Origin of the sequence: Paracoccus marcusii (genome assembly GCF_028621715.1) — a bacterium.
GTDB lineage: Bacteria > Pseudomonadota > Alphaproteobacteria > Rhodobacterales > Rhodobacteraceae > Paracoccus > Paracoccus marcusii.
The window spans coordinates 866,525-891,788 of record NZ_CP117466.1; the positions used below are offsets into that span (position 1 = coordinate 866,525).

Annotated in this window: 22 protein-coding genes and 1 tRNA gene; 15 read left to right on the forward strand and 8 right to left on the reverse strand. The window is 70.4% G+C overall.

Features of this window, described 5'->3' with window-relative positions; translation table 11 throughout:
• Positions 1-108 precede the first annotated feature (108 nt).
• From PRL19_RS04200 to leuB, 3 genes are all read right to left on the reverse strand, one after another.
• Positions 109-185: transfer RNA gene (locus PRL19_RS04200), tRNA-Pro, on the reverse strand.
• Between the two features lie 49 nt (positions 186-234).
• Positions 235-1,185 (reverse strand): DMT family transporter, encoded by a 951-nt coding sequence (locus tag PRL19_RS04205; RefSeq protein WP_084693835.1) that lies wholly within the window; start codon positions 1,183-1,185, stop codon positions 235-237.
• A 6-nt stretch (positions 1,186-1,191) separates the two neighbouring features.
• The gene (leuB, locus tag PRL19_RS04210; protein ID WP_273743988.1) at positions 1,192-2,313 is read right to left on the reverse strand and encodes a 3-isopropylmalate dehydrogenase; all 1,122 of its coding nucleotides are present in this window, start codon (positions 2,311-2,313) and stop codon (positions 1,192-1,194) included.
• Between the two features lie 172 nt (positions 2,314-2,485).
• Here leuB and PRL19_RS04215 point away from each other — a divergent pair, with 172 nt between their 5' ends.
• The 7 genes from PRL19_RS04215 to PRL19_RS04245 all read left to right on the forward strand — a co-directional run bounded on the left by PRL19_RS04215 (position 2,486) and on the right by PRL19_RS04245 (position 9,757).
• Positions 2,486-2,989, forward strand: a complete 504-nt coding sequence (locus PRL19_RS04215) for a hypothetical protein (protein ID WP_273743989.1) — start codon at positions 2,486-2,488, stop codon at positions 2,987-2,989.
• Between the two features lie 87 nt (positions 2,990-3,076).
• On the forward strand, positions 3,077-4,264 hold the full coding sequence (locus PRL19_RS04220) for an MFS transporter (RefSeq protein WP_273743990.1): 1,188 nt from the start codon (positions 3,077-3,079) through the stop codon (positions 4,262-4,264).
• Positions 4,257-5,285: a glycosyltransferase family 4 protein gene (locus PRL19_RS04225; RefSeq protein WP_273743991.1), complete on the forward strand. Its 1,029-nt coding sequence runs from the start codon at positions 4,257-4,259 to the stop codon at positions 5,283-5,285. Before PRL19_RS04220 ends, PRL19_RS04225 begins: the two co-directional genes overlap by 8 nt.
• Positions 5,282-5,899, forward strand: a complete 618-nt coding sequence (locus PRL19_RS04230; protein WP_127897505.1) for a glycosyltransferase family 29 protein — start codon at positions 5,282-5,284, stop codon at positions 5,897-5,899. The genes PRL19_RS04225 and PRL19_RS04230 overlap by 4 nt, the downstream gene beginning before the upstream one ends.
• Before the next feature lie 84 nt (positions 5,900-5,983).
• Complete coding sequence (locus PRL19_RS04235) at positions 5,984-7,942, forward strand: autotransporter domain-containing protein (protein WP_273743992.1); 1,959 nt, start codon at positions 5,984-5,986, stop codon at positions 7,940-7,942.
• Between the two features lie 189 nt (positions 7,943-8,131).
• Complete coding sequence (locus PRL19_RS04240) at positions 8,132-9,154, forward strand: aspartate-semialdehyde dehydrogenase (RefSeq protein WP_045981957.1); 1,023 nt, start codon at positions 8,132-8,134, stop codon at positions 9,152-9,154.
• Positions 9,155-9,157: 3 nt separating this feature from the next.
• Entirely contained in the window at positions 9,158-9,757 is a 600-nt protein-coding gene (locus tag PRL19_RS04245; RefSeq protein ID WP_045981956.1) for a DedA family protein, read from the forward strand.
• A 22-nt stretch (positions 9,758-9,779) separates the two neighbouring features.
• Here the strand turns inward: PRL19_RS04245 and PRL19_RS04250 are convergent, their stop codons facing one another.
• Positions 9,780-10,427 (reverse strand): carbonic anhydrase, encoded by a 648-nt coding sequence (locus tag PRL19_RS04250; protein WP_273743993.1) that lies wholly within the window; start codon positions 10,425-10,427, stop codon positions 9,780-9,782.
• A gap of 140 nt (positions 10,428-10,567) precedes the next feature.
• On the opposite strand from PRL19_RS04250, the gene PRL19_RS04255 reads away from it, so the two are divergent.
• From PRL19_RS04255 to PRL19_RS04265, 3 genes are read left to right on the forward strand one after another with little or no spacing between them, the layout of a single operon-like run.
• Positions 10,568-10,945, forward strand: coding sequence for a hypothetical protein (locus tag PRL19_RS04255; protein WP_045981954.1), 378 nt, complete (start codon positions 10,568-10,570; stop codon positions 10,943-10,945).
• 57 nt (positions 10,946-11,002) lie between these two features.
• The gene (locus tag PRL19_RS04260; protein WP_273743994.1) at positions 11,003-12,373 is read left to right on the forward strand and encodes a leucyl aminopeptidase family protein; all 1,371 of its coding nucleotides are present in this window, start codon (positions 11,003-11,005) and stop codon (positions 12,371-12,373) included.
• A complete protein-coding gene (locus PRL19_RS04265; RefSeq protein WP_273743995.1) occupies positions 12,373-13,197 on the forward strand; it encodes a C40 family peptidase in 825 nt (274 codons plus the stop codon). The genes PRL19_RS04260 and PRL19_RS04265 overlap by 1 nt, the downstream gene beginning before the upstream one ends.
• On the opposite strand, the gene truB is transcribed toward PRL19_RS04265, so the two are convergent.
• Genes truB through rbfA form a run of 3 tightly spaced genes read right to left on the reverse strand, consistent with a single transcriptional unit; the run spans position 13,187 to position 15,299 of the window.
• The gene (truB, locus tag PRL19_RS04270; RefSeq protein ID WP_273743996.1) at positions 13,187-14,080 is read right to left on the reverse strand and encodes a tRNA pseudouridine(55) synthase TruB; all 894 of its coding nucleotides are present in this window, start codon (positions 14,078-14,080) and stop codon (positions 13,187-13,189) included. The genes PRL19_RS04265 and truB overlap by 11 nt on opposite strands.
• A 60-nt stretch (positions 14,081-14,140) precedes the next feature.
• On the reverse strand, positions 14,141-14,890 hold the full coding sequence (locus tag PRL19_RS04275) for a phosphodiester glycosidase family protein (RefSeq protein ID WP_420704411.1): 750 nt from the start codon (positions 14,888-14,890) through the stop codon (positions 14,141-14,143).
• Positions 14,880-15,299 (reverse strand): 30S ribosome-binding factor RbfA, encoded by a 420-nt coding sequence (gene rbfA, locus PRL19_RS04280; protein WP_045981949.1) that lies wholly within the window; start codon positions 15,297-15,299, stop codon positions 14,880-14,882. The genes PRL19_RS04275 and rbfA overlap by 11 nt, the downstream gene beginning before the upstream one ends.
• Before the next feature lie 72 nt (positions 15,300-15,371).
• On the opposite strand from rbfA, the gene dapB reads away from it, so the two are divergent.
• Positions 15,372-16,211, forward strand: a complete 840-nt coding sequence (gene dapB / locus PRL19_RS04285; RefSeq protein ID WP_273743997.1) for a 4-hydroxy-tetrahydrodipicolinate reductase — start codon at positions 15,372-15,374, stop codon at positions 16,209-16,211.
• On the opposite strand, the gene PRL19_RS04290 is transcribed toward dapB, so the two are convergent.
• Positions 16,202-16,801: an SH3 domain-containing protein gene (locus PRL19_RS04290; protein WP_273743998.1), complete on the reverse strand. Its 600-nt coding sequence runs from the start codon at positions 16,799-16,801 to the stop codon at positions 16,202-16,204. The genes dapB and PRL19_RS04290 overlap by 10 nt on opposite strands.
• Before the next feature lie 99 nt (positions 16,802-16,900).
• Here PRL19_RS04290 and tsaE point away from each other — a divergent pair, with 99 nt between their 5' ends.
• Genes tsaE through addA form a run of 4 tightly spaced genes read left to right on the forward strand, consistent with a single transcriptional unit; the run spans position 16,901 to position 25,235 of the window.
• A complete protein-coding gene (gene tsaE, locus PRL19_RS04295) occupies positions 16,901-18,277 on the forward strand; it encodes a tRNA (adenosine(37)-N6)-threonylcarbamoyltransferase complex ATPase subunit type 1 TsaE (RefSeq protein ID WP_273743999.1) in 1,377 nt (458 codons plus the stop codon).
• Entirely contained in the window at positions 18,265-18,930 is a 666-nt protein-coding gene (locus PRL19_RS04300) for a nucleotidyltransferase family protein (protein WP_273744000.1), read from the forward strand. The genes tsaE and PRL19_RS04300 overlap by 13 nt, the downstream gene beginning before the upstream one ends.
• Positions 18,923-21,871 (forward strand): double-strand break repair protein AddB, encoded by a 2,949-nt coding sequence (gene addB, locus PRL19_RS04305; protein ID WP_273744001.1) that lies wholly within the window; start codon positions 18,923-18,925, stop codon positions 21,869-21,871. The genes PRL19_RS04300 and addB overlap by 8 nt, the downstream gene beginning before the upstream one ends.
• A complete protein-coding gene (gene addA, locus PRL19_RS04310) occupies positions 21,864-25,235 on the forward strand; it encodes a double-strand break repair helicase AddA (protein ID WP_273744002.1) in 3,372 nt (1,123 codons plus the stop codon). Before addB ends, addA begins: the two co-directional genes overlap by 8 nt.
• Positions 25,236-25,264: the final 29 nt, after the last annotated feature.

Sequence of the window (25,264 nt, forward strand, 5' to 3'; positions counted from 1 at the left end):
CGTTCACGCGCCGACCTGTGACCGTCCGCTTTCGTATATCTGAGATGCCTGAGAGGCAGACCGACTGACAGAAAAGGCAAAACTATCTGCCGCTAAACATCGGGGAAATGGTCGGAGCGAGAGGATTCGAACCTCCGACCCCCTGCTCCCGAAGCAGGTGCGCTACCAGGCTGCGCTACGCTCCGACCGTAGGACGGGCAGGTAGCGCGACGATCCGGAGAATGCAAGCCCCCATCAGCGACGGGGCGCCCACAATCTTTGCAGGATCGTCGATTTCGGCGCCGTCACCGTCTCGGCGCGCAGGCGGGCGCTGGTGGCGGGGCGATTGGCGCTGACGCCGCGGCCTTCGCGCCAGACGATGTAGATGCCCGAGGCGATGATCACCCCCGCGCCCAGCAGGGTGGCGGGGTCGACGCCCTCTCCGAACAGGAACCAGCCATAGCCGGTCGCCCACAGGATCTGCGAATACTGCATGGGCGCCACGATCGCGGCCTCTCCGGTGCGATAGGCCATGATGACCAGGAACCCGCCCATCAGGCCAAGCCCCGCGATGATGCCGGTCATCGCCAGATGCACCAGCTCCATCGGCTGATAGCTGACCGACAGCGCCGCGCCGGTCGCGAAGAAGTTGCCCAGCATCGGCCACATCATCAGCACCATCGGGCGTTCGGCCCGGCCAAGGCGGCGGATGATCACCGCGGCCAACGCGCTGGCCGTGGCGCCGGCCATCGCGGCGATGTGGCCCAGCTGGATCTCCTGCCCGCCCGGGCGCAGCACGATCAGCACGCCGGTCAGGCCGACGATGACGGCGGCCCAGCGGTGCCAGCCGACCCTCTCGCCCAGAAGCGGGATCGACAGGATGGTGATCAGCAGGGGCGTCGTGAACAGGATCGCATAGACCTGCGTCAGCGGCAGGGTCGAGAAGGCGAAGAACCCCGCCATCCCCGCCACCACGGCGCACAACGTGCGCAGGATCACCCAGCCCGGATTGGCCGGGCGCAGCGTGCCGGGCTGGGGGTCGCGCATCAGCACGATGCTGACCAGCGGGAACGACAGGAGCGATGCGAAGAACAGGATCTGCATCGCCGGATAGATGGCACCCAGCGACTTGATCACCACGTCATGCGTGGCATAGAGGCCCATCGCCGCAAGCTGCAGCAATGCGCCTCTGACATTGGCGGTCAGGGCCAATCAGGCCTCCAGCGCGGCGACGATGGCATCGCCCATCTGCGCCGTGCTGATCGGGGTGCCGCCGTCGGGCCCCATCAGGTCGGCGGTGCGCAGGCCGTCGGCCAGCACACGCTCGACCGCGGCCTCCAGCGCGTCGGCCGCGGCACCCTCGCCGAAGGAATAGCGCAGGGCCATGGCGAAGGAGAGGATGCAGGCGATCGGGTTGGCCTTGCCCTGCCCCGCGATGTCGGGTGCCGATCCGTGGACCGGTTCGTACAGCGCCTTGGGCCGGCCGTTCGCCATCACCGCGCCCAGCGACGCGGACGGCAGCATGCCCAGCGAGCCGGTCAGCATCGCCGCCGCGTCCGACAGCAGGTCGCCGAACAGGTTGTCGGTCACGATCACGTCGAACTGGCGCGGCGCGCGCACCAGCTGCATCGCGCCGTTATCGGCATACATGTGCGACAGGGCCACGTCGGGGTATTCGTTGTCATGCACCCACTGGACCTCCTCGCGCCACAGGATGCCCGATTCCATCACGTTGGCCTTTTCCATCGAACAGACCTTGTTGCCGCGGGCGCGGGCCAGCTCGAAGGCGGACCGGGCGACGCGGCGGATCTCTCCGCTGGTGTAACGCTGGGTGTTGATGCCGACGCGGCCACCCTCGTTGTCGGGATTGTTGTCGTCGGAATGGATGCCGCGCGGTTCGCCGAAATAGACGCCTGAGGTCAGCTCGCGCACGATCAGGATGTCCAGGCCGGCCACGACCTCGCGCTTCAGGCTGCTGAAGTCGGCCAGCGCGTCAAAGCACTGCGCCGGACGCAGGTTGGCGAACAGGTCCATCTCCTTGCGCAGGCGCAGCAGGCCGCGTTCGGGTTTAACACTGAAATCCAGGACGTCGTATTTCGGGCCGCCGACCGCACCCAGCAGGACCGCATCCACCGCCTGAGCCTTGGCCATCGTCGCATCCGCCAAGGGCACGCCATGCACATCATAGGCAGCGCCGCCCACCAGGTCATGGGTCACGTCGAAGGTCATGCCGCGGTTCACCTGGAACCAGTCGATGACCTTGACCACCTCGCCCATGACTTCGGGGCCGATCCCGTCGCCGGGCAGGATGAGAAGCGAATAGCGGTCGGACATGATCCCTCCATCAGGTGCCAGCCGCGACAGCGCAGGCTGCGGCTTCGGGTTAGACGCCGCCCGCCCTAGGGTCAAGCGCGGCGGGGAACGGGCGCTCACGACAGTTTGCCTTGCGCCCGGGGGGCTGCTGGTCGACCCTGTCGCCCGACCAGCCCTGTGAATGAGGAATGCGATGACCCGCTGGACTGTCCTGATGATCGCCGCCGCGGCGGCGCTGACGCAACCCGCCTTGGCGCAGACCTCGGACGGGGTGCCGGGCGACCGGGTCGTGGTACCGCTGCCGGACGTGTCTGGGCTGTCCGACGACGAGGCGCAGGCGCTGGCGCGCGACGTCGCGCAGATGACCGTGATCACCGCGGAATGCCCCGAACACGATGTCAGCGGTCCGGAATTTCAGCTGATGGCCGGCACCACTGATGCGCTGACCGAACGGCTGGGGCTGGACCCGGTCAGCTATGACCGTGACTATGTCCGCCCGGCCTTTGCCGTGGTCGAGGAGGCGGATGCCTGCGACCGGCTTGGCCCGCAGGTTCCCGAACTGATCGCCCGGCTGGAGGGGATGGGCGGCAGCACCCAGCCCGTGACGCCGGGCCTGGCCGAGGCCGCCGCCGCCAAGGCCGCCGCCGCGGGCGCCAGCGACACGGCCTCCGACGCGGAAGCCGTCCCCGCCGAATAACGCCCCGCCGCCCCGGCGTGATTTGCACGTCTTGCAGCTTCCGCGTCCTTGGCCCAGCGTGGCGCCGGGGAACGGAGGAACGAATTCATGCTCAAGGCCGGATTGGTCAGCCTGGTGCTGGCCTATATGCTGTCGCAATTCTATCGGGCCTTTCTGGCCGTGCTGGCCCCGGTGCTGCAGGATCAGGTCGGCGCCGGCCCCGGCGATTTGGCCCTGTCATCGGGGCTGTGGTTCATCGCCTTCGCGCTGATGCAGCTGCCGGTGGGGGCGGCGCTGGACCGGTTCGGACCGCGCCGCACGGTGGCGTGGCTGATGGCGGTGGGCGGGGCCGGAGGCGCGGTGATCTTTGCGATGGCAGACGCACCGTGGCACCTGCATCTGGCGATGACCGCATTGGGCATCGGTTGCTCTCCGGCGCTGATGGGGCCGTATTTCATCTTCGCGCGCGAATACCCGCCCGCGTCCTTCGGGATGCTGGCCGGGGTGCTGGTGGGGTTCGGATCGCTGGGCAACATCCTGGGCGCCTCGCCCCTGGTCTGGGTGATCGAGGCCGCGGGGTGGCGCCAGACCCTGTGGGGGCTTGCGGCCGTGACACTGATGGTGGCCGCGCTGGTCCTGGCGGCGGTGCGCGACCCGGCGCGGCTGGGCGCGGGGCATCCGCAGGGCTCGATCGGTCAGATCCTGCGCCTGCGCGCGCTGTGGTTCATCGTGCCGCTGTTCGGCGTGAACTATGCGGTGACGGCGGCAATCCGCGGATTGTGGGCCGCCCCCTGGCTGGAGCAGGTGCATGGCGCCGACGCGACCCAGATCGGCCGGGTCACGCTGGCGATGGGCCTGGCCATGGTCGCGGGCAGCTTTGCCGTCGGACCCGCCGCGCGCCTGGCCGGCAGCGCGCGCCGTGCGACGATGTTGTTTTCCGCGGTGATGATCGTCACGCTGGCGGTGATGTGGCAGGCCCCCGCCCTGCCCCTGCCCACAGTGACCGCGCTGCTGGTCGTGCTGGGGTTCTTCGGGTCGGCTTATCCCTTGCTGATGGCGCATGGACGATCGTTCCTGCCACCACATCTGGTGGGACGCGGGATGACCTTCCTCAACATGATCTCCATCGGTGGGGTCGGGGTGATGCAGTTCGCGTCGCGCCCGGTCTATGCCGCGGCACAGGGTGCCTATGCGCCCGCGCAGGCCTTCGCTATGCTGTGGCTGTTCTTCCTGATCCCGCTGGCGATCGGGTTCCTGCTGTATTTCCTGACGCCCGAGGCCGCCGCCCATGACTGACCCGCTGATCGTCGCACCGAACCTGAAACGTCGCCTTTCCGGGGTGACGGCCACGGTGGTGCGGCTGATCCCGGTCCAGGCGCGGATGATCGACATCCGCGCGACCGGCCCCGGCCTGCCCGCGGATGTCCCGCACATTCCCCTGGTGCGCGCGGCCACCCTGCCCCGCGACCGATGGCGGGTCTGGCACGCGCGCCGCAACACCGAGATGGCGCTGGGGCTGATCCTGCGTCGCCTGCTGCGGCGCCGGTACCGCCTGCTGTTCACGTCCGCCGCCCAGCGCCGGCACACCGGCTTCACCCGCTGGCTGATCCGGCAACAGGACGCGCTGATCGCGACCTCGCCCCAGGCGGCCAGCTATCTGGAATGCCCCGCGACCGTGATCCTGCACGGGGTCGACACGGACGTGTTCCACCCCGCCCCGGACCGTGCCGCTTTGCGCGCGCGGCTGGGGCTGGACCCGGACGCGGTGCTGATCGGCTGCTTCGGCCGCATCCGCGCGCAGAAGGGCGTCGATCTGCTGGTGCAGGCCGGGCTGGAACTGCTGCCCTCGCGCCCGCGGGTGCAGATCATCTTCACCGGCCGCATCACCCCTGACAACCGCGCTTTTGCCGATGACCTGCAGGCGCGCATCAAGGCGGCCGGGCTGGACGGTCGCATCCGCTTCCTGGGCGAACTGCCGTGGGACCAGGTGATCGCACATTACCAGGCGCTGGATCTCTTTGCCGCCCCTGCCCGCTGGGAGGGCTTCGGCCTGACGCCACTGGAGGCCGCCGCCTGCGCCGTCCCCACCGTCGCCGCCCGCGTCGGTGCCTACGAGGCGCTGATCCGCGACGGCCAGACCGGCAGCCTGGTCCCGAAAGACGACGCCCCCGCCCTGACCGCCGCGCTGGCCCGCTGGCTGGACGACGACGCAGGCCGCGCCGCGGCGGGTCAGGCCGCCCGCGCCCATGTCACCGCGAACCACGCCATCGAGGGCGAGGCGCGGGCCATCGTCGACGTCTATCGGTCGCTGCTGTGAACCGGCTGGCCTTTGCCACGGCGCGCCTGATGCGCCGCGACGCGCCCCTGGCCGCGCTGTCGGTCCCGCAATCCGCGCTGCTGGCCGACCTGTCGGGCCGCCATGTCGCGCTGATCGGCAATGCCCGCGCGCTTGCCGATCAGGCCCACGGGGCACGGATCGATGCCGCCGACAGGGTCGTCCGCATCAACCGCGCGCCGATGCCCAGCCCTGCCAGCCACGGTACGCGCACCGACTGGCTGGGACTGGCCACGCGCCTGCCGGACGCGGACCGTGCGCGCCTGGACCCCGGCCGCATCCTGTGGATGTCGCCCAAACGCAAGCGGCTGGACTGGGACAGCGCGTCCAGCCCCGGCTTCTACCTGCACCCCCTGGCGGATATCGACATGCTGGCCGGGCGGCTGGGCGCGCCGCCCACGACAGGCGCGATGCTGATCGATCTGTGCCTGCGCAGCGATCTGGCATCGCTGACGCTCTATGGTTTCGACTTCTTCGCCAGCCTGTCGCTGTCGGGACGGCGCAATGCCGCGCAGGTGCCGCATGATTTCGCGGCCGAGGGTGCCTGGGTCGCCGATCTGTTGCGCCAGGACCACCGTCTGACGCTGATCCGCTGAGGCGGCCTTGCACGCGCTGCGCGCTGTGCAATCCTGTACGCTTCCCCCGCGCGGGGGACACCAAAAAGCAGGCAGGGAAACCCCATGAGAACCATCAAGGCCGCCTTGGCCTCCACGGCGCTGATCTGCGCCACCCCGGCATTGGCGCAGGATTTCGGCGCCTATGGCTATGATACGATGCGCGATTTGGCGCTGAATTATCCGGGCCGCTTCACGGGCGCGCCGGACAGCGGTACGACCTTCTTCAACGCGGCCCAATACATGCGCGACCGCCTGTCCTTCGGCGGCAATGCGGTCGTGCGTCAGGACTTCACCGCCACCAGCCGGTCTGGCGCCACGCTGGGCCCGTCGCAAAACCTGGTCGTGTCGATGCCCGGCGCCAGCGACCGCTTCATCGTGGTGGGGGCGCATTTCGACAGCGCCGGAACATCGCCCGACCTGCAGGGGGTCGACGACAATGCCTCGGGCGCGGGGGTGCTGACCGAACTGGCGGCGCACATGACCGGGCTGTCCACCGATGTCGGCCTGGAGTTCGTGGCCTTCGGCGCCGAGGAGGTCGGCCTGCAGGGGGCGGCCCATTACGTCGACACCCTTGGCGGCCGCCGCGACGACATGGCCGGGATGATCAACATCGACAGCCTGATCACAGGCGACTTCATGTATGCCCATGCCGGGACCGAATACCTGGAGAACCCGGCGCTGCTGTCGCTGTGGACCCGCGCGCACGCCATCGCGGACGAGCTTGGCATCGATCTGCGCAGCAACCCCGGACGGAACCCGGACTATCCGATCAACACCGGCTGCTGTTCCGACGCCGCCGTGTTCGAAGGCTACAGCATCCCGATCCTGTGGCTGGAGGCGACGAACTGGGACCTGGGCGATCTGGACGGCTATACCCAGACCGACAATCCGCTGATCCCCGGCGGTTCGACCTGGCATGACCCGACCGAGGACAACTGGGCGTTCCTGCTGGCGGCCTTGGGCCCTGAACGGTTCGAACAGCGCATGCGCGACTATGCCCGCATCCTGACCCGCCTGCTGGTCGAGGAGACGGGCGCCGACCTGGTGGCGTCGTCCCAGGACGCGGCCCTGTCGGCGGCCCAGATCGCCGATCTGGCCACCCGACAGCAGGCTGACCTGGCCGCCCTGTCGCTGCGCGCGACGCGTGACCGCTTGGGCGCGGATGCGCCCTTTGGCCAGATCACGCCCTCGATCGCGGTGCAGGGCCTGGCCACGCCGGACAGCAGCGCGACCTTCGGGCGCGACGGCGGGGCTGCGCTGATGGCGCGGGCGGGCGCGTCGTACCAGGTGGCCCCCGGCCTGTCTTTGGGCGGCCAGCTGGCCTATGCACGCACCGGCGACGACCTGCGCAGCGGCGACGACCTGGAATCGACCGCCTATCAGCTGTCGCTGGACGCGGCCTATGCGATGAACGACGACTGGGTGATCGGCGCGGTCAGCTGGGGCAAGTCGGACCTTGAGGGCACGCGCGACTTCGTGCTGCGCTCGGGCCTGGGCGCGACCATCGTCGAACGGGATTTCGACTGGTCGACCAATGCCTATACCCTGGGCGCGCGAGTCCAGGCCGGGCGCGACTATGCGCTGGCATCGGGCGTGACCTATGGTCCGGTCGTGGGGCTGGATTACAGCCGCACCCGGATCGGCGGGTTTTCGGAAGGGTCGGGCGACCGCCGCGCGGTCACCTATGCCGGTCAGGCAATCGAAAGCCTGGAGGTCCAGCTGGGCGGCCGCGTCGGCACCGATCTGGCCGTCGCCGGGCGCGACGTGACGCTGTCGGCGCAAGGCACGCTGGTCCACGACCTGGCCGAAGGGGCGCCCTCGCGCATCCGCGTGACCGACAGCACCGGCAACGACCGCCGCGTGACGCTGGATGGACAGGACCGCAACTTTGCCCGCATCGGCCTGTCGGCCCAGACGGCCCTGTCCGACCAGGCCGATGCCTGGGTGACGCTGGACAGCCGCATCGGCCATGACGCCGGATCGCAGGCGACCGTCGGTGCGGGCCTGGGCCTGCGGTTCTGAAAACCGCTTGTGCGCGTCCGGTCAGCCGGGCGCGCACAAGCCGTCCCTGCGGCGTTTTGCGGCAGTCGCCGGGGCCGCCCGACCTGTTGCCGGAACCCCGCGACCGGGTGCGGACCTGCAACGCGCGCTGGCGTTGCGCGGCCGTTTGCGGTAAATGCCCCCGACCGCAGAAAAAGGAGCTCCCCCGAAATGGGTTACAAAGTCGTCGTCGCCGGCGCCACGGGCAATGTGGGCCGCGAAATGCTGAACATCCTGGACGAACGCCAGTTCCCCGTGGACGAGATCGCCGTGCTGGCGTCCCGCCGCAGCCAGGGCACCGAGGTCAGCTTTGGCGACAAGACTTTGAAGATCAAGGACATCGAGCAGTTCGACTGGACCGGCTGGGACATCGCGCTGTTCGCCATCGGATCGGATGCGACCAAGATCCACGCCCCCAAGGCCGCGGCCGCGGGCTGCGTGGTGATCGACAACTCCTCGCTCTATCGCTACGACGCCGACGTGCCGCTGATCGTGCCCGAGGTGAACCCCGACGCGATCCAGGGCTATGCGAAAAAGAACATCATCGCGAACCCCAACTGCTCGACCGCGCAGATGGTCGTCGCGCTCAAGCCCCTGCATGACCGCGCCCGCATCAAGCGCGTCGTCGTCTCGACCTACCAGTCGGTCAGCGGCGCGGGCAAGGAGGGCATGGACGAGCTGTGGGACCAGACCAAGGGCATGTACGTGCCGGGTCAGGAAAAGGAACCCAAGAAGTTCCAGAAGCAGATCGCCTTTAACGTGATCCCGCAGATCGACGTCTTCATGGAAGACGGCGCGACCAAGGAAGAATGGAAGATGGTCGCCGAGACCAAGAAGATCATGGACAAGTCGATCAAGGTCACCGCGACCTGCGTCCGCGTCCCCGTCTTCGTCGGCCATTCGGAATCGATCAACATCGAGTTCGAGGATTTCCTGGACGAGGACGAGGCCCGCGACATCCTGCGCGAGGCGCCCGGCGTCATGGTGATCGACAAGCGCGAGCCCGGCGGCTACATCACCCCCGTCGAATGCGTGGGGGAATACGCCACCTATGTCAGCCGCATCCGCCAGGACGGCACGGTCGAGAACGGCCTGAACCTGTGGTGCGTCAGCGACAACCTGCGCAAGGGTGCGGCGCTGAACGCGGTGCAGATCGCCGAACTGCTGGGCAACCGCATCCTGAAGAAGGGCTGATCCTTGTTCGAATGGATCACCGGCCTGCTGGAAAGCGGGGGGGCCTGGGCAATCTTTGCCCTGATGCTGCTGGAAAACATCTTTCCGCCGATTCCGTCGGAACTGATCATGCCGCTGGCGGGGTTCAACGCCGCCCGCGGCGGCACGCCCCTGTGGCTGGCGATCCTGGCGGGCGGGGTCGGATCGACCCTGGGCGCGTGGTTCTGGTACGTGATCGGGGTGGCCTACGGCCCGGCGCGGATGCGCCGCGTCGTGGTCCGCTATGGCCGCTGGCTGACGCTGACGCCCAACGAGCTGACCTCGGCCGAGGGCTGGTTCGCCCGGCATGGCGGGGCCGCGGTCTTCTTCGGCCGCTTCCTGCCCACGATCCGCACGCTGATCTCGGTCCCCGCGGGGCTGGCGCAGATGCCGGTGGGGCGGTTCCTGCTGTTCACCGCCATCGGCAGCTTCATCTGGACGGGCGGGCTGGCCATCGCCGGCTATGTCCTTGAAAACGGCTATGAGGCCGTCAGCCACCTGATCGATCCGCTGTCCACGGCGATCGTTCTGGGCTTTGTCGCGCTGTATGTCTGGCGGGTCATCCGCTGGCGGCCCGACGCCTGAAGACGCGCCGGGCGGGCGGGTGTCAGATCAACACCCACCGCCTGCCGCCGTCATCGGCCTGCAAAAGCGTGCCTTCGCTGATGTCGTGCAGCAGACCGTGCAGCGACATTTCCCCGGACTCGACCGCCGCGCGGACGAAGGGGAAGGTCATCAGGTTCTCCAGCGACACCAGCACGGCCTCGCGCTCCAGCGCGTTGACCTGTTCGGCTTCGGGCAGGTCCTTCACGCGGTCATAGCCGGGGCGCAGGATGTCCATCCAGCGACCGACGAAGCTGGTCTTCTCCTCCAGTTCGGGCGCGGCGCCCGAACACATCGCGTGGCATCCCTTGACGCCGCCGCAATTGGTGTGGCCCACCACGATCAGATGCGCGACCTTCAGCGCCGTGACGGCATATTCGACCGCCGCCGAGGTGCCGTGCTGCAACCCGTCGGGCGCATAGGCCGGTACCAGGTTGGCAATGTTGCGGTGAATGAAGAACTCGCCCGAATCGGCGCCGAAGATGCTGGTCACGTGCACGCGGCTGTCGCAGCAGGAGATGACCATCGCGCGCGGGCGCTGTCCTTCGGTCGCCAGCCGGCGGAACCAGGCCGCGTTCTCGGCATAGGACGTCGCCTTCCAGCCGTGGAAACGCTTGACCAGATATTGCGGCAACGGAGACAGGTCGTTCATCTGGCACCTCGCTTTCTGACAGGGGTGATAGGCCGGGATTGAGACAAATTCGAGCCTTTTCTTGATCCCGCCTCAAGGCTTTCTTCACCGCTTGCCCCGCATGGTCGGCGCGTGCGGGGACAGATCCCCTGGAGGTGCGGATGGCACAAATTTCGGCTTTGGCCATATCAGAGGCGGTCCGCGTGGACAGCCGCCGCGTCGCGGAAATCGTGGCCGAGCTGGGCGAGACATCGGCCCAGCATGTCATCGGCCTGGCGCTGGAACAGCTGGCGGCGGCGCTGACGGCGGTGGACGGTGCGCTGGACGACGCGGACCTGGCACAGGCGGCGGCGCATGCCGAACGCATGTCGCGCCTGGCCTGGCAGATCGGCCTGCTGTCGCTGGCCGGCGTCGCGATGGACTTGGGCAGCACCGCCGAACGCGGCGACGTGCCGGCGCTGGCCGCGATCCGCGCGCGCCTGCTGCGGGTGGGCAACCGGTCGCTGACGGCGATCTGGGACCGGACGGCCCTGGCCTGAGGTTGCAGTCGGGGCGCGGTGCTGTAGGCTGTGCGCCGAACTGCCAAGGACCTGCCCATGACCCCCGAATTTGCGCCCGCCTCTGATGCCACCCTGCCGCTGTGGCTGGTCTGGACCGGCGACCCCCTGCCCCAGGACGCGGGCGACTGGCCCCAGGCCTGCGGGTTCGCGGCCAAGGCGGGACAGCTGTGCCTGCTGCCCGATGCGTCGGGCGGGCTGCGCGGCGCGATCATGGGCCTGGGCGAGCGGGCGCAGGCCGGCCGCGACCGGTTCCACCTGGCCCGCGCCCATGCCCTGCCCAAGGGCGACTGGCATCTGGCCGGCATCCCGCAGGGTCTGAATCCCGATCAGCTGGCGCTTGGCTGGCTGCTGGGCCAGTACCGGTTCACCCGCTACAAGGGCGCGCCGGTCCAGGGGCCGCGGCTGGTCTGCCCGGAAGGCGTGGACGCCGACCGCCTGCTGGCCATCGCCGCGGGCGAATTCCTGACCCGCGACCTGATCAACACCCCTGCCAGCGATCTGGGCCCCGACAAGCTGGAGGCCGCCGCGCGCGGTCTTGCTAACGATCTGGGCGCGCGGGTCGAGGTGATCTGCGGCGGCCAGCTGCTGAAGCAGAACTTTCCCCTGATCCACGCGGTCGGCCGCGCCGCCGCTTGCGAGCCGCGACTGATCGACATCCGGCTTGGCGATGCGGGGCCGATGCTGACCATCGTCGGCAAGGGCGTGTGCTTTGACACCGGCGGGCTGAACCTGAAACCCGGCGCCTCGATGGGGCTGATGAAGAAGGACATGGGCGGGGCCGCGACCGCGCTTGGCCTGCTCAAGATGCTGGCGCGCAGCGGCGCCGCATCGGGCCTGCGCCTGCGGGTGCTGATCCCGGCGGTCGAGAACAGCGTCGCGGGCAACGCCTTCCGCCCCGGCGACGTGCTGGCCAGCCGCAAGGGGCTGTCGGTCGAGGTGAACAACACCGATGCCGAGGGTCGCCTGGTGCTGGCCGACGCGCTGACCTATGCGGTCGAGGAAAGCCCCGACCTGATGATCTCTCTGGCGACGCTGACGGGGGCGGCGCGGGTGGCGCTTGGTCCCGACCTGCCGCCGCTTTACTGCGACGACGACGCGACCGCGACCGCGATCCAGGCCGCCGGGATGCAGGTCGGCGACCCGGTCTGGCGGATGCCCTTCTGGGACGCGTATGAATCGCTAATCGAACCCGGCATCGCCGATCTGGACAACGCCCCCGCGGGCGGAATGGCCGGGTCGATCACCGCCGCCCTGTTCCTGCGCCGCTTTGCCGAGGGCGCGGGACGCTATGCGCATTTCGACATCTATGGCTGGCAGCCCACCGCCGCGCCGGGCCGCCCCAAGGGCGGCGTCGGGCAGGGCGCGCGCGCGATCCTTGCCGCGCTGCCGCAGATTTTGGCGCGCTGATGGACCGCCGTCTGACGCCCGCCACCGACCGCGTGGCCCTGGACAGCCTGCGCGGCGTCCTGGACCGGCCGTCCTTCGTGCCGGGACAGCCCGCACGGGTGATCATTCCGGTGGTCGACCTGCTGGACGCCCCCGAAGGCCGCCGCGACCGGCAGCTGAACTTCGGGGCCGACGTGACGGTGATCGACCGCGAGGCGGGGATGAGCTTCGTGCGCGCGGCGCTGGACGGCTATTGCGGCTGGATCGCCGACACCGCGCTGAGCGGCAGCCTGCCGCCCATCACCCACCGCGTCACCGCGCCGGCCACCCATGTCTATCTGGAACCCGACATGAAGCGGCCCGAGCGGTTTTCGCTGTCCCTGGGCGCGCGGGTGTCGGTCACCCAGGTCCAGGGGCGCTTTGCCACCTTGGCGACCGGCGGCCATGTCCCGGTCCAGCATCTGGCCGACGGCCCGGCCGGCGACCCCGTTCCGGTCGCGGAAAGCCTGCTGGGCACACCCTATCTGTGGGGGGGAAACAGCCGGGCGGGGATCGATTGTTCTGGGCTGGTGCAGGCCGCGCTGACCGCCTGCGACATCGCCTGCCCCGGCGACAGCGACCTGCAGCGCGCGACGTTCGCGCCGACTGACACGATCGCGCGGGGCGATCTGCTGTTCTGGCCGGGCCACGTGGCGATGGCCGTGTCCGGGGATCTGATGATCCACGCCACCGCCTGGACCATGTGCGTCACGTTCGAGCCGATCCGCGACGCCATCGCCCGCATCGACGCGGCGGGCGAGGGGCCCTTTCTGGGCGCCCACCGCCCCGGTGGCATCACAGGTTGAACACCCGGTCGGGCTGAACCATGCCGCCCTGATAGCGGCCGATGCAGACCGGCCCCCTGGCGTCCTGGACCCAGACCAGCTCGCCCCATTCGGCGCCGCCGGTCACCTCTCCGGGATTGCCGTTGCGGATGCGGATGCCGCCTTCGGTCGTGGCGCGCAGCATGGGCAGGTCGGCCAGGCCCGTCTCCAACGGCAGGATCTGCGTCTCCAGCCAGTCCTGCGCGTCACGGTCGATGCGGTCGAAGGCCACCCCGGCGCTGGCCTCGAAGGGGCCTGACCAGGTGCGGCGCAGATGCGCGACATGGCCCAGACAGCCCAAGGCCCGGCCCAGGTCGCGCGCGATCGAGCGGACATAGCCGCCCTTGCCGCAGACCATTTCAAGGCGGGCGGTATCGGCCTGGGCCTCCAGAAAGGTCAAGCTGTCGACCCATAGCGGGCGCGCGGCCAGCTCCATCTCGACCCCCTCGCGGGCCAGGTCATAGGCGCGCTCGCCCTCGACCATGACGGCGGAAAAGGCGGGCGGGACCTGCATGATGTCACCGGTAAAGCCCGCCAGCGCCGCCTCGACCTGCGCGGCGGTGGGGCGGTCGTCGCTGGTGCGGACCACGCTGCCGGACGCGTCGTCGGTGGTCGTCTCGGACCCCCAGTTCACCACGAAGTCATAGCATTTCAGCGCGTCGGTGACGATCGGCACGGTCTTGGTGGCCTCGCCCAGGGCGACGGCCAGGACGCCGGTCGCGTCGGGGTCCAGCGTGCCGGCATGACCGGCCTTCTTGGCGTCCAGCGCCCAACGCACCTTGGCCACGACCGCGGTCGAATTGACGCCCGCGGGCTTGTCCACGATCAGCCAGCCGTTGATGTCCCGGCCCTTCTTGCGCGCCATGATCACTCCTGAAAAAACAAGGGCCGGGGGATAGACCCGCGGCGGGCAGGGGTCAACCGGTCACTCGACCAGGCCGATGATCGGACCCATGCTGCGCCCGAAATCGGCCCGGTTCACCGACGGCGCATAAAGCCGCGAGATCGAGCCGTCGAAATACAGCGCATCGCGCACGCCCAGCCCGTCGCGGAAGAACCGCCCGAATTCGTGGAACGTCACCGGCCTGTTCGAGATCGCGAACCACGCGGTCTGCCCGTCGGGCGACACGCCGACCCCGTTGCGGATATAGCGGCTGTCGCTGTCGGCCAGGAACCGCGGATGCAGGTCGCCGTCGATGACCAGCATCGGCCCGGACTGGCTGGCCAGTCGGCAGTCGGGGCGCGTCTCGGCAAAGCTGACGCTTTCGATGACTTGGAAGGGCTGCGCGCCGCCGGTGCAGAAGACGCCGTTGGGCAGCATCCCGAAATTGTCGCGGCTGGCGCCGGTGACGATGGGCGACAGTTCGACCCCGTCGACGACCAGCAGACCCACCGGACGGTAATCGGCATGGAACATGCCCGCATTCATGGCAAACGACAGCGTCTGACCCGCGTCCAGCGTGCGGCGGACATTGGCGAAATTGCGCAAGGGCGCGCCGTCGGGGCCGTTCTGGAACAGCCGCAGGGCGGGTTCCTGCGCGGCCTCGACCTGGCACAGCACATAGCCCTGGCCGTCATGGTCCACGCGTTCGCATTGCGCGGCCCCCGACGGCAGCGCCATCGCGACCAGCATTCCGACCGCCACCGCCGCCAGACGCGGCAGATCAGGCGTCATCGTCGTCCCGGTCCGGGGCGGCGACGTCGCGGCGCACGCGCTCGTCCTCGAACAGGCGGCGGGTGTCGTCCATGCGGTCGAAGGTCTCGTCCAACTGGAACCGCAGCTCGGGCGCGAATTTCAGCGTCATGGCCTTGGCGACCAGGTGGCGCAGTTCCGGCGTGTTGCGGCGCAGCGCGGCCAGCGCCTCGGGCGCATCGCGGCCGCCCAGCGGCAGCACATAGGCCGTCGCCACCTTGAGGTCGGTCGACATCGACACCTCGGCCACGGTGATGGAATGACGGTTCAGGTCGGGGTCGTGCACGTCCGCGCGCGCAAGCACGTCGGCGAGGGTGCGACGGATCAGTTCGCCCACGCGCAGCTGGCGCTGCTTGGGGCCCTGACCTTGGGAATTGCGGTTCTGTGCCATGCGTCCCGATGTAGGGGGTCGCGGCGCGGGCCGCAACCTTGTATCACGCCCCAAAGCCAACAGGGGTGGACCATGAGCGATTTGCAGAACACCGATCAGCCGCAGCGGCCGGGCGTCGTGGTGACCGGCGCATCGGGCCGGATGGGCCAAATGCTGATCCGCCTGATCCTGGACAGCGACCACCTGCGGCTGGTCGGCGCGCTGGACCGCGCAGGCCACGACTGGATCGGGCAGGACATCGGCACCGCGATGGGGGGCGCGCCGGCCGGCGTCACGGTCAGCGACGACGCGGTGACGGCCATCGCCCAGGCGCAGGCGGTGATCGACTTCACCAGCCCCGATGCCACGGTCGCATTCGCGGAACTGACCGCCCAGGCGCGCGCCGTCCACGTCATCGGCACCACCGGGCTGGAGCAGCGGCACCTGGACGCGCTGGCGGCCGCCGCCCGCCACGCGCCGATCATCCGTGCCGGCAACATGAGCCTGGGCGTGAACCTGCTGGTTGGGCTGACCCGCAAGGTCGCGGCCGCCTTGGGCACCGACTGGGACATCGAGGTGGTCGAAAGCCATCACCGCCACAAGGTCGACGCCCCGTCGGGCACCGCCCTGATGCTGGGAGAGGCCGCGGCCCAGGGACGGGGCGCCGCGCTGGACGACCTGCGCGTGCCGGTCCGCGACGGCATCACCGGGGCCCGCGCACCGGGAAGCATCGGCTTTTCCGCCATCCGCGGGGGCGACGTGGTGGGCGAACATGACGTGATCTTCGCCGCCGACGGCGAACGCATCGTGCTGCGCCACCTGGCCACCGACCGCGCGATCTTTGCCCGCGGCGCGATCCGCGCGGCGGTCTGGGGTCAGGACAAGGGTCCGGGTCAGTACGACATGATGGACGTCCTTGGCCTTCAGGGCTGAATGGAGCAGCACCCCGACAGCATCCGCGGCGCGTCGCCGTGGATGACCACATGGGCGCGCATCCCGAACAGGCGATCCGACATGCCGTCCGAACACAGCTGCGGAATGGCGGTCAGGGTCAGCCCGTCGGCCACCACCGCGCGGGTCGGGTCGCGGAAGATGCCGGTGGACAGGACCGCCCGGACGGGGCGCGTATCTTCTGGCATGTCGGGACCGCCCAGCACAACGCTGTCGCCCTGCGGGATGAAGGCCCAGAACGGCTCGGTGCCAAAGCACTGGAATGCCGTGGGCAGGGCGCCGTCCTGCCAGACGTCGACGCGGTAATCCAGATAGCGGTCGGACACCCAGCCCGACCCCTCTCCGGTGTTGACGCGCGACCAGCCGGCGCGCTGCTCGACCACCTCGACGTGGGTCGCGTCAAAGGCCAGCGTGCCGATGATCGGCGCGGAGGCATCCGGCTCGGCCCGGATGTTCAGCACGTCGTCGGCCGCGACCCGCGCCACGTCGAACAGGGTGGGCAGGATGTATTCCTGGGTGGCCAGTGCCGGCCCCGACAGGGCCAGCGTCAGGACAAGGGCGGTGCGCAGCATGGGGCCTCCGGTCGGTTTCGCCGTCAGCCTAGCGCATTCGCGCGCGCCGTCCATCCACGCCCTGTTTCCCCCGCCCGCGCGACAGGCTAGAACCGGGGCATGAACACGCGCCTGATCGCCACCGAGACCCTGACCGCAGCCTTGGCCCGGATGCTGGCCGCCCAGATCGCGCCCCCGGCGACGATCCTGCTGGACGGTCCGGTGGGCGCGGGCAAGACGCATTTCGCCCGCGCCTTCATCCGCGCCCGCCAGGGCGATGCGGCCGAGGACGTGCCCAGCCCCACCTTCACACTGGTCCAGACCTATGACGACCCGATGGGCACGCAGATCTGGCATGCCGACCTGTACCGCCTGACCGACCCGTCCGAGTTGACCGAACTGGGCCTGAACGAGGCGATGGAGGACGCGATCTGCCTGATCGAATGGCCCGACCGGCTGGACCACGTCCCGCCCGGCGCCATCACCATCGCGATCGGCGCAGACCCGGACCCCGACCTGCGCCGCATCGACATGGCGTTCCCCGGCGCGGACCGTCTGGCGGCGCGGGCGACATTCGTCCTCGCGGCGGGGCATGGCGACGCGCGGGTGCTGCCCCTGGCGGGCGATGCCTCGGCCCGGCGGTATTTCCGGCTGCCGGGGGTGGGCGTGCTGATGGACGACCCGTCGGGGTCCGTGGGGCCGTTCCTGACGATGACCGACTGGCTGCGCGGCCGCGGGTTCGGCGCGCCCAGGGTTCTGGCGCAGGACGCCGATCAGGGGTTCCTGCTGCTGGAGGATCTGGGCGACGATCTGGTGGCCCGCGTGCTGGCCGACAGGCCCGATCTGGGTCCGCTGATCCACGACCGCATCACCGACCTCCTGGTCGACCTGCACCGCCAGCCGGTCCCCGCTTTCGTGGCGCCGCTGGACGGTGCGGCGATGGGCGATCTGGCGGCGCTGTTCGTCGATTGTTATCCGGGGGCCGACCTGCCGGACCTGGCCATGCTGATCGCCGATCTGCACGACCGCCTGTGCGGCGATCTGCCCCCCGCCATCAGCCTGCGCGATTTCCATGCCGAGAACCTGGTCTGGCGCGGCGACGCGCCCCTGGGCCTGCTGGACTATCAGGACGCGGTGGCCGCGCATCCGGCCTATGACCTGGTATCCGCCCTGCAGGACGCGCGCCGCGACGTGGACCCGGCCACGGAACAGGCACAGATCGCCCGCTATCTGGCCGCGACCGGCGTGGCCGAGGCCCCGTTCCGCGCGGCCTATGCCCTGATCGGCGCACAGCGGGCGCTTCGCATCCTGGGTGTCTTTGCCCGGCTGGCGATCCGGGACGGCAAGCCGCGCTATCTGGCCTTCATGCCGCGGGTCTGGGCGCATCTGCAGCGCGACCTGGCGCATCCGGCGCTGGCGCCTCTGCGGGCCATGCTGGCGAACGTGCCCGCCCCCGACGCCGCCCTGCGCGAAAGGATCGCCCGATGCCGTCCCTGATGATCTTTGCCGCGGGCCTGGGCACGCGGATGCGCCCGCTGACCGACGACCGGCCGAAACCGTTGATCCCGGTTTCGGGACGCACCCTGCTGGACCGCGCGCTGGACCTGGGCCGCGACGCGGGCGCCGCGCCCATCGTGGTCAACACGCATTACCTGGGCGATCAGATCGAACGGCACCTGGCCGGTCAGGAGGTCGCGATCAGCGCCGAGCCGGACCTGATCCTGGACACCGGCGGCGGGCTGCGCCAGGCGCTGCCCCTGCTGGGACCGGGGCCGGTGATGACGCTGAACCCCGACGTGGTCTGGACCGGGCCGAACGTCCTGTCGGCGCTGATGGCGGCGTGGGACAACCGCATGGACGCGCTGCTGGCGCTGGTGCCGCTGGCGCAGGCCACGGCGCGGCAGGGGGCGGGCGATTTCAGCCTGGATGGCGGTCGCCTGAGCAGGCGGGGCGACTATGTCTATGCGGGGGCGCAGATCATCCGCACCGACCGGCTGGTCGAAATCGGCGATGCGGTCTTTTCGCTGAACCGACTGTGGGATCTGATGATCGCGGACGGGCGCGCGCATGGGCTGATCCATCCCGGCGGCTGGTGCGACGTGGGCTATCCCGCCGCCATCCCCCTGGCCGAGGCGCTGCTGGATGGCTGAGATGCGCGGTCTTTACGCGCTGCCCCCCGGCGTGGATTTTGCCGACGCCTTCGTGCGGGGCCTGCTGGAGCGGATGGCAGACCAGCCGCCCGAGGCCTTGGCCGGGGTCACAGTCTTCGTCAACGCCGCGTCTACGCGGGGGGCGCTGTATCGCGCCTTCGACAGGGCGGGGCCGCTGCTGCTGCCGCAGATCCGATCGATCACCGGGGTCGATCCGGGGCCCCTGGTCATGCCGGACCCACCGGTGCCGCCCCTGGCGCGGCGGCTGGAACTGGCGCGGCTGATCGCGCAGATGCTGGCCCTGCGCCCCGATCTGGGGGCGGGTCATTCGATCCCGGTGCTGGCGCAGTCCCTGTCCCAGCTGATGGTCGAGATGCAGACCGAAGGCCGCGACCTGTCCGACCTGGAGGCGATCGACACCGGCGATCATGCCCGCCACTGGCAGAACGCGCTGGCCTTCCTGCGCATCGCGGCCCAGTTCCACCTGGGCGACCCGTCCCAGGACCGCCCCGCCCGCCAGCGCGCCGCGGCCCAGGCCGCCGCCCGCGACTGGCCGCAGGGCATCGATCTGCCGCAGGGCCCGGTGATCGTCGCGGGGTCGACCGGATCGCACGGGGCGACGCGGTTGTACATGCAGGCGGTGGCCGCGCTGCCCAACGGCGCCGTGGTGCTGCCCGGTTTCGATTTCGACCAGCCCGCCCCGGTCTGGGATGGGCTGGAGCGCGCCGACGATCATCCGCAGGCGCGGTTCGCGCCGCTGATCGCGGAGGCGGGCTATCCGCAGCGCTGGACCGCGGTGCGGCCGCCATCCGAGGGGCGCAACCGGCTGATCTCTCTGGCGCTGCGGCCCGCGCCGGTCACCGACCAGTGGATCGCCGAGGGCCCTGCCCTGCCCGACCTGATCGCCGCCACCGCGGATCTGACCCTGATCGAGGCCGACCAGCCCGGCCAGGAAGCCGAGACCATCGCCCTGATCATGCGCGACGCGGCCGAACGCGGCGGCGAACAGGTCACGCTGATCGCGGCCGACAGCGGCCTGATCCGACGCGTCACCGCGGCGCTGGACCGCTGGCACATCCGCCCCGACGACAGCGCGGGCCGGCCCCTGCCGCTGACCGCGCCGGGCCTGTTCCTGCGCCAGGTGGCCGCGCTGTTCGGTCAGCCGCTGACCATCGACCGGCTGCTGATCCTGCTGAAGCATCCGCTGACCGCGACCGGATCGTCCGCGATCGGGCGCAACGACATGCTGCGCGAGACGCGCGAGCTGGAACTGCAGCTGCGCCGGAACGGCCCGGCCTTTCCCGATGCCGCCACGCTGGCCGATTGGGCGACCAAGGGCGACGGCACGCGCAAGATCTGGGCGGAATGGCTGGCCGCGATGCTGTCGCGCATCACCGCCGTGGCCCGCGACCGGGCGCCGCGGCCCCTGCCCCATCGGCTGGCCGACCTGCTGGGCCTGGCCCAGGCCCTGGCGGCGGGACCGGATGGCGATGCGGAACGCTCTCAGCTGTGGCAGGACAAGGCCGGGCAGATGGCCCGCGCGGTGCTGGACCATCTGGTGGAACACGCGGCGCTTGGCCCCGACATCGGCCCGGGCGACTTCAGCGCGCTGCTGGTCACCGAACTGCAGGCCAAGGCGGTGCGCGACGATGTCGAGGCGCATCACTGCCTGCGCATCCACGGCCCGCGCGAGGCGCGTCTGCACGGCCACGGCACCGTGATCCTGTCCGGCCTGAACGAGGGGGGCTGGCCGCAGGCCCTGTCGCCCGACCCCTGGCTGTCGCGCCAGATGCGCGCCGCCGCGGGCCTACCCTTGCCCGAACGCCAGATCGGGCTGGCGGCGCACGACTTTCAGCAGGCCGTGGCTGCCGACCGGGTCTATCTGACCCGCGCGAAACGCGATGCCGAGGCCGAGACCATCCCGTCGCGCTGGCTGAACCGGATGCTGAACCTGATGGGCGGGCTGCCGGATCGGGGCGGTCCAGAGGCGCTGGCCCGAATGCGGGCGCGCGGCGCGGAATGGCTGGCCCTGGCGCAGGCCGTGGCGCGGCCCCCCGCCCCGGTGCCCCCGGCGACGCGCCCCTCGCCCATCCCGCCGCTGCCCCTGTTCCCGGACCTGCCGGTGACGGACGTGTCGCTGCTGATCCGCGACCCCTATGCGGTCTATGCCAAGCGCGTGCTGGGCCTGCGCGCGCTGCCCCCGCTGCGCCCGCAGCCCGACGCGTCGCTGCGCGGCCAGACCCTGCATGCCATCGTCGAGGCGCTGCTGCACAGCCGTCCTACCCCCGACACCCCGCCCGAGGTTCTCAGGGACCGGTTCCTGGCGCTGACCGACCGGGTGCTGGCGGACGAGGTGCCCTGGCCCGCCGCCCGCGCCTTCTGGTCGGCGCGCATCGCGCGGATCGCCGACCGCATCGTCGCGGACGAGCTGACCCGCCTGGCCGAGGGGCGGCCGATGGTCGTGGAGCATCGCGGCAAGGTGCCCGTGGCGGACCTGGGCATCACCCTGACCGCCAAGCCCGACCGGATCGACCTGCTGACCGACAACCGCGTCGTGGTCTATGACTACAAATCCGGCACGCCGCCGACCGACGCGATGATCCGCCATTTCGACAAGCAGCTGATGCTAGAGGCCGCGATGGCGCGCCGCGGCGGGTTCGACGCGCTTGGCCCGGTGGACGTGGCGGGCCTGCGCTACATCCAGCTGGGCGGAGAGGGCAAGACCCACCCGCGCGAGCATGACGACCTGATCGAGGCCGAGACCTGGGACGGCTTCGTCCGCCTGCTGCGGTCCTATGTGACCGGAGAGGCCGGGTTCACCGCGATGCGTGCGCCCCAAAGCACGTCCTATGCGGGCGATTACGATCACCTGGCGCGGTACGGCGAATGGGCGCTGACCGATGCCGCGGCGCCGCGAAAGGTGGGCGATCATCATGGATGAGGCGACGCTGAACCAGATCGCGGCGGCCGATCCGCTGCGCTCGACCTGGCTGACGGCCAATGCCGGGTCGGGCAAGACCCGCGTGCTGACCGACCGGGTCGCGCGGCTGCTGCTGGCGGGGACGCCGCCCGAACGCATCCTGTGCCTGACCTATACCAAGGCCGCCGCGACCGAGATGCAGAACCGCCTGCTGGCGCGGCTTGGCACCTGGGCGATGCTGCCCGAATCCGCCCTGCGTGCCGAACTGGCCCAGCTGGGCGAGGGGGGTGACCCCGACCTGCCCGCCGCGCGGCGCCTGTTCGCCCGCGCGATCGAGACGCCGGGCGGCCTCAAGGTGCAGACGATCCACAGCTTTTGCGCCGCCGTCCTGCGCCGCTTTCCGCTGGAGGCCGGGGTGCCGATGGGGTTCGCGGAACTGGACGACCGCAGCGCCCGCGCCATGCGCGCCGAGATCATCGAGGCGATGGCCGAGGAATCCCACCCCGCCATCGCGGACCTGACCCGCCTTCAGGGAGGCGACGACCTGGACGGGTTCCTGGCCGGGCTGTCCCTGGCCGATTACGCGGACGCCCCCGACCCGGCGGCGATCTGGGCCGCGCTGGACCTGCCCCCCGGTTTGACGGCGGACAGCCTGCTGGCCGGGGTCTTCACCGGCGGCGAAGGTGATCTGGCCGATGCGGTGATCCCGCCGCTGCGGGGCAGTTCCGCCAATGACGTCAAGCTGGCCGAGGCGCTGGCACAGGTGAACTGGCGCGATCCCGGCATGGACGACCTGTCCCGCCTGTTCGGGTGTCTGCTTTTCGGCGGCAGCGCCAAGGTGCCGTTCGGCGCCAAGACCGGCAAGATCCCGACCAAGGCCATGGCCACCGGCCCCTGCGCCCCCTTCATGGACGATCTGGACGCCCTGATGGAGCGGGTCGAGCTGGCCCGCCCGCAGGCGCTGGCCCTGGCGGCGGCGGAACGCACGCTGGCGCTCCACCGGTTCGGGCATGCCTTCGCGGCGCGCATGAACGCGGCCAAGGCGGCGCAGGGCTGGCTGGATTTCGACGACCTGATCGGCCGCACCGCCGCGCTGCTGGAGGAATCCAGCATGGCGCAGTGGGTGCTGTGGCGTCTGGACGGCGGCATCGACCATATTCTGGTCGACGAGGCGCAGGACACCAGCCCCGGCCAGTGGCGGGTGATCCGCCGCCTGACCGACGAATTCACCAGCGGCGCCGGCGCGCATGACCGGCCCCGCACGCTGTTCGTGGTGGGCGATCCGAAACAGTCGATCTATTCGTTCCAGGGTGCCGACATCACCGTGTTCGAGGCGATGCGCGACCGTTTCGCCGCCGATTTCCAGGCCGTGCAGGCGCCCATGCAGCAGCGCGGGCTGGCCCACAGCTTTCGGTCATCGCCCGCAGTGCTGGCGCTGGTCGACGCGGTGTTCCAGGGAGAGGCCGCGACGGGCCTGGGCGATCCGCCCCGGCACGTGGCCTTCAAGGCGGCCCTGCCCGGTCGCGTGGACATCTGGCCCGCGCTGCCCAAGCCCGACAAGACCGACCCCGAGGACTGGACACGCCCGGTCGATGCGCCGTCCGAAAACGACGCCGACACGCAGTTGGCCCGCCATGTCGCGATCCAGATCCGTGCGATGCTGGGCAGTCCCATCATCGACGCGAAATCGGGCCAGCCGCGGCCCCTGCATGCGGGCGACATCCAGATCCTGGTCCAGCGGCGCGGCACGCTGTTCGCGGCGCTGATCGCGGCGCTGAAATCGGCGGGCCTGCCGGTGGCGGGGGCCGACCGCCTGCGCCTGGCGGGCGAGCTGGCCGTGCGCGACATCATCGCCACCCTGTCGGTGCTGGCCACGCCCGAGGACGACCTGTCGCTGGCGGCCGCGCTGCGCTCTCCGCTGTTCGGGCTGTCCGAGGACGACCTGTACCGCCTGGCCCATGGCCGCCGGTCGCGCGAATACCTGTGGATGCGCCTGCGCGAATCGTCCCACATGGACGCACAGGCGGTGCTGAACGACCTGGCTGGGCAGGCCGACTATCTGCGCCCGCACGACCTGATCGCCCGGCTGCTGACCCGCCATGGCGGCCGCGCCGCCCTCTTGGCCCGCCTTGGCCCCGAGGCCGTGGACGGCATTGACGAGCTGATGTCCCAGGCCCTGGCCTATGAGCAAGTGGAAACCCCGTCCCTGACCGGCTTCCTGGTCTGGCTGGCCCAGGATGAGGTCGAGGTGAAGCGACAGCTGCCCGGCGGCGCGGGCGGTCTGATCCGGGTGATGACGGTGCACGGGTCGAAGGGCCTGGAAAGCCCTGTGGTGATCCTGCCCGAGACCCAGGTCCGCAAGCCCAACAACCGCCAGGCGCTGGTGCGTCTGGACGACATGCCGGTCTGGCGCGGCGCCGCGCCCGAACGCTGCGACGCGGTCGCGATGGCCGTCGCCGAATGGCAGCAGCGGCAGGAGGAGGAGCGGCGGCGCCTGCTGTATGTCGCGATGACGCGGGCCGAAAGTTGGCTGATCGTGGCCGCAGCCGGCGACACGGGCGAGGGGCTGGACAGCTGGCACGCGATGGTCGCCGAAGGCGCGGGCCGCACCGCGCTGACGCGTCAGGACCTGCCGATCGAAGGCGTCGGCACCGGGCTGCGCCTGTCCTGGGGCGACTGGCCGGCAGAGGCCGAAAGCCCAGCCCCCGATGCGGCCGTGCCGGTCGCGGCGCCGGACTGGGCGCTGCGCATGGCCCCGCCCGCGCCTGATTTCGTAGGCCCGGTGACGGCCAGCGGGCTGGGCGGCGCCAAGGTGCTGGCCGGAACCAGCGCGGGCGACCGCGACGCCGCGATGCTGCGCGGCACGCGGCTGCACCTGCTGCTGGAGCATCTGCCCGCCCATACCGCATCCGACTGGCCGCGCATCGCCCGTGCGATCCTGTCGGGGGCCGAAGGCGGCCTGCCCGACGCCCCCGACATGGCCGACCTGCTGGACGAGGCGCACGCGGTCCTGTCCGCGCCCGCCCTGACGCAGGTTCTGCAGCGCGGAGAGGGCGCCCGTATCCTGTCCGAGGTCGCGCTGACCGCGCCCGTCGCAGGCCTGGGGACGCTGAACGGGGTGATCGACCGGCTGGCGGTGACCGACGCGCTGATCACGGCCGTCGACTACAAGACCAATGCCGACGTGCCACAGGATGCTGATGCCGTGCCGGAGGGCATCCTGCGGCAGATGGCGGCCTATCGCGCGGCGCTGCGGGGCATCTGGCCGGACCGCCCGATCCGCATGGCGGTGCTGTGGACGGCGACGCGCAGCCTGATGACGCTGCCCGATGCGCTGCTGGACCGGGTGATGGCGGGGCTGGTCAAGGCGACCCCTGCCCCTTGACCCGTCCCCATGCGGCCCATACCTGTTGA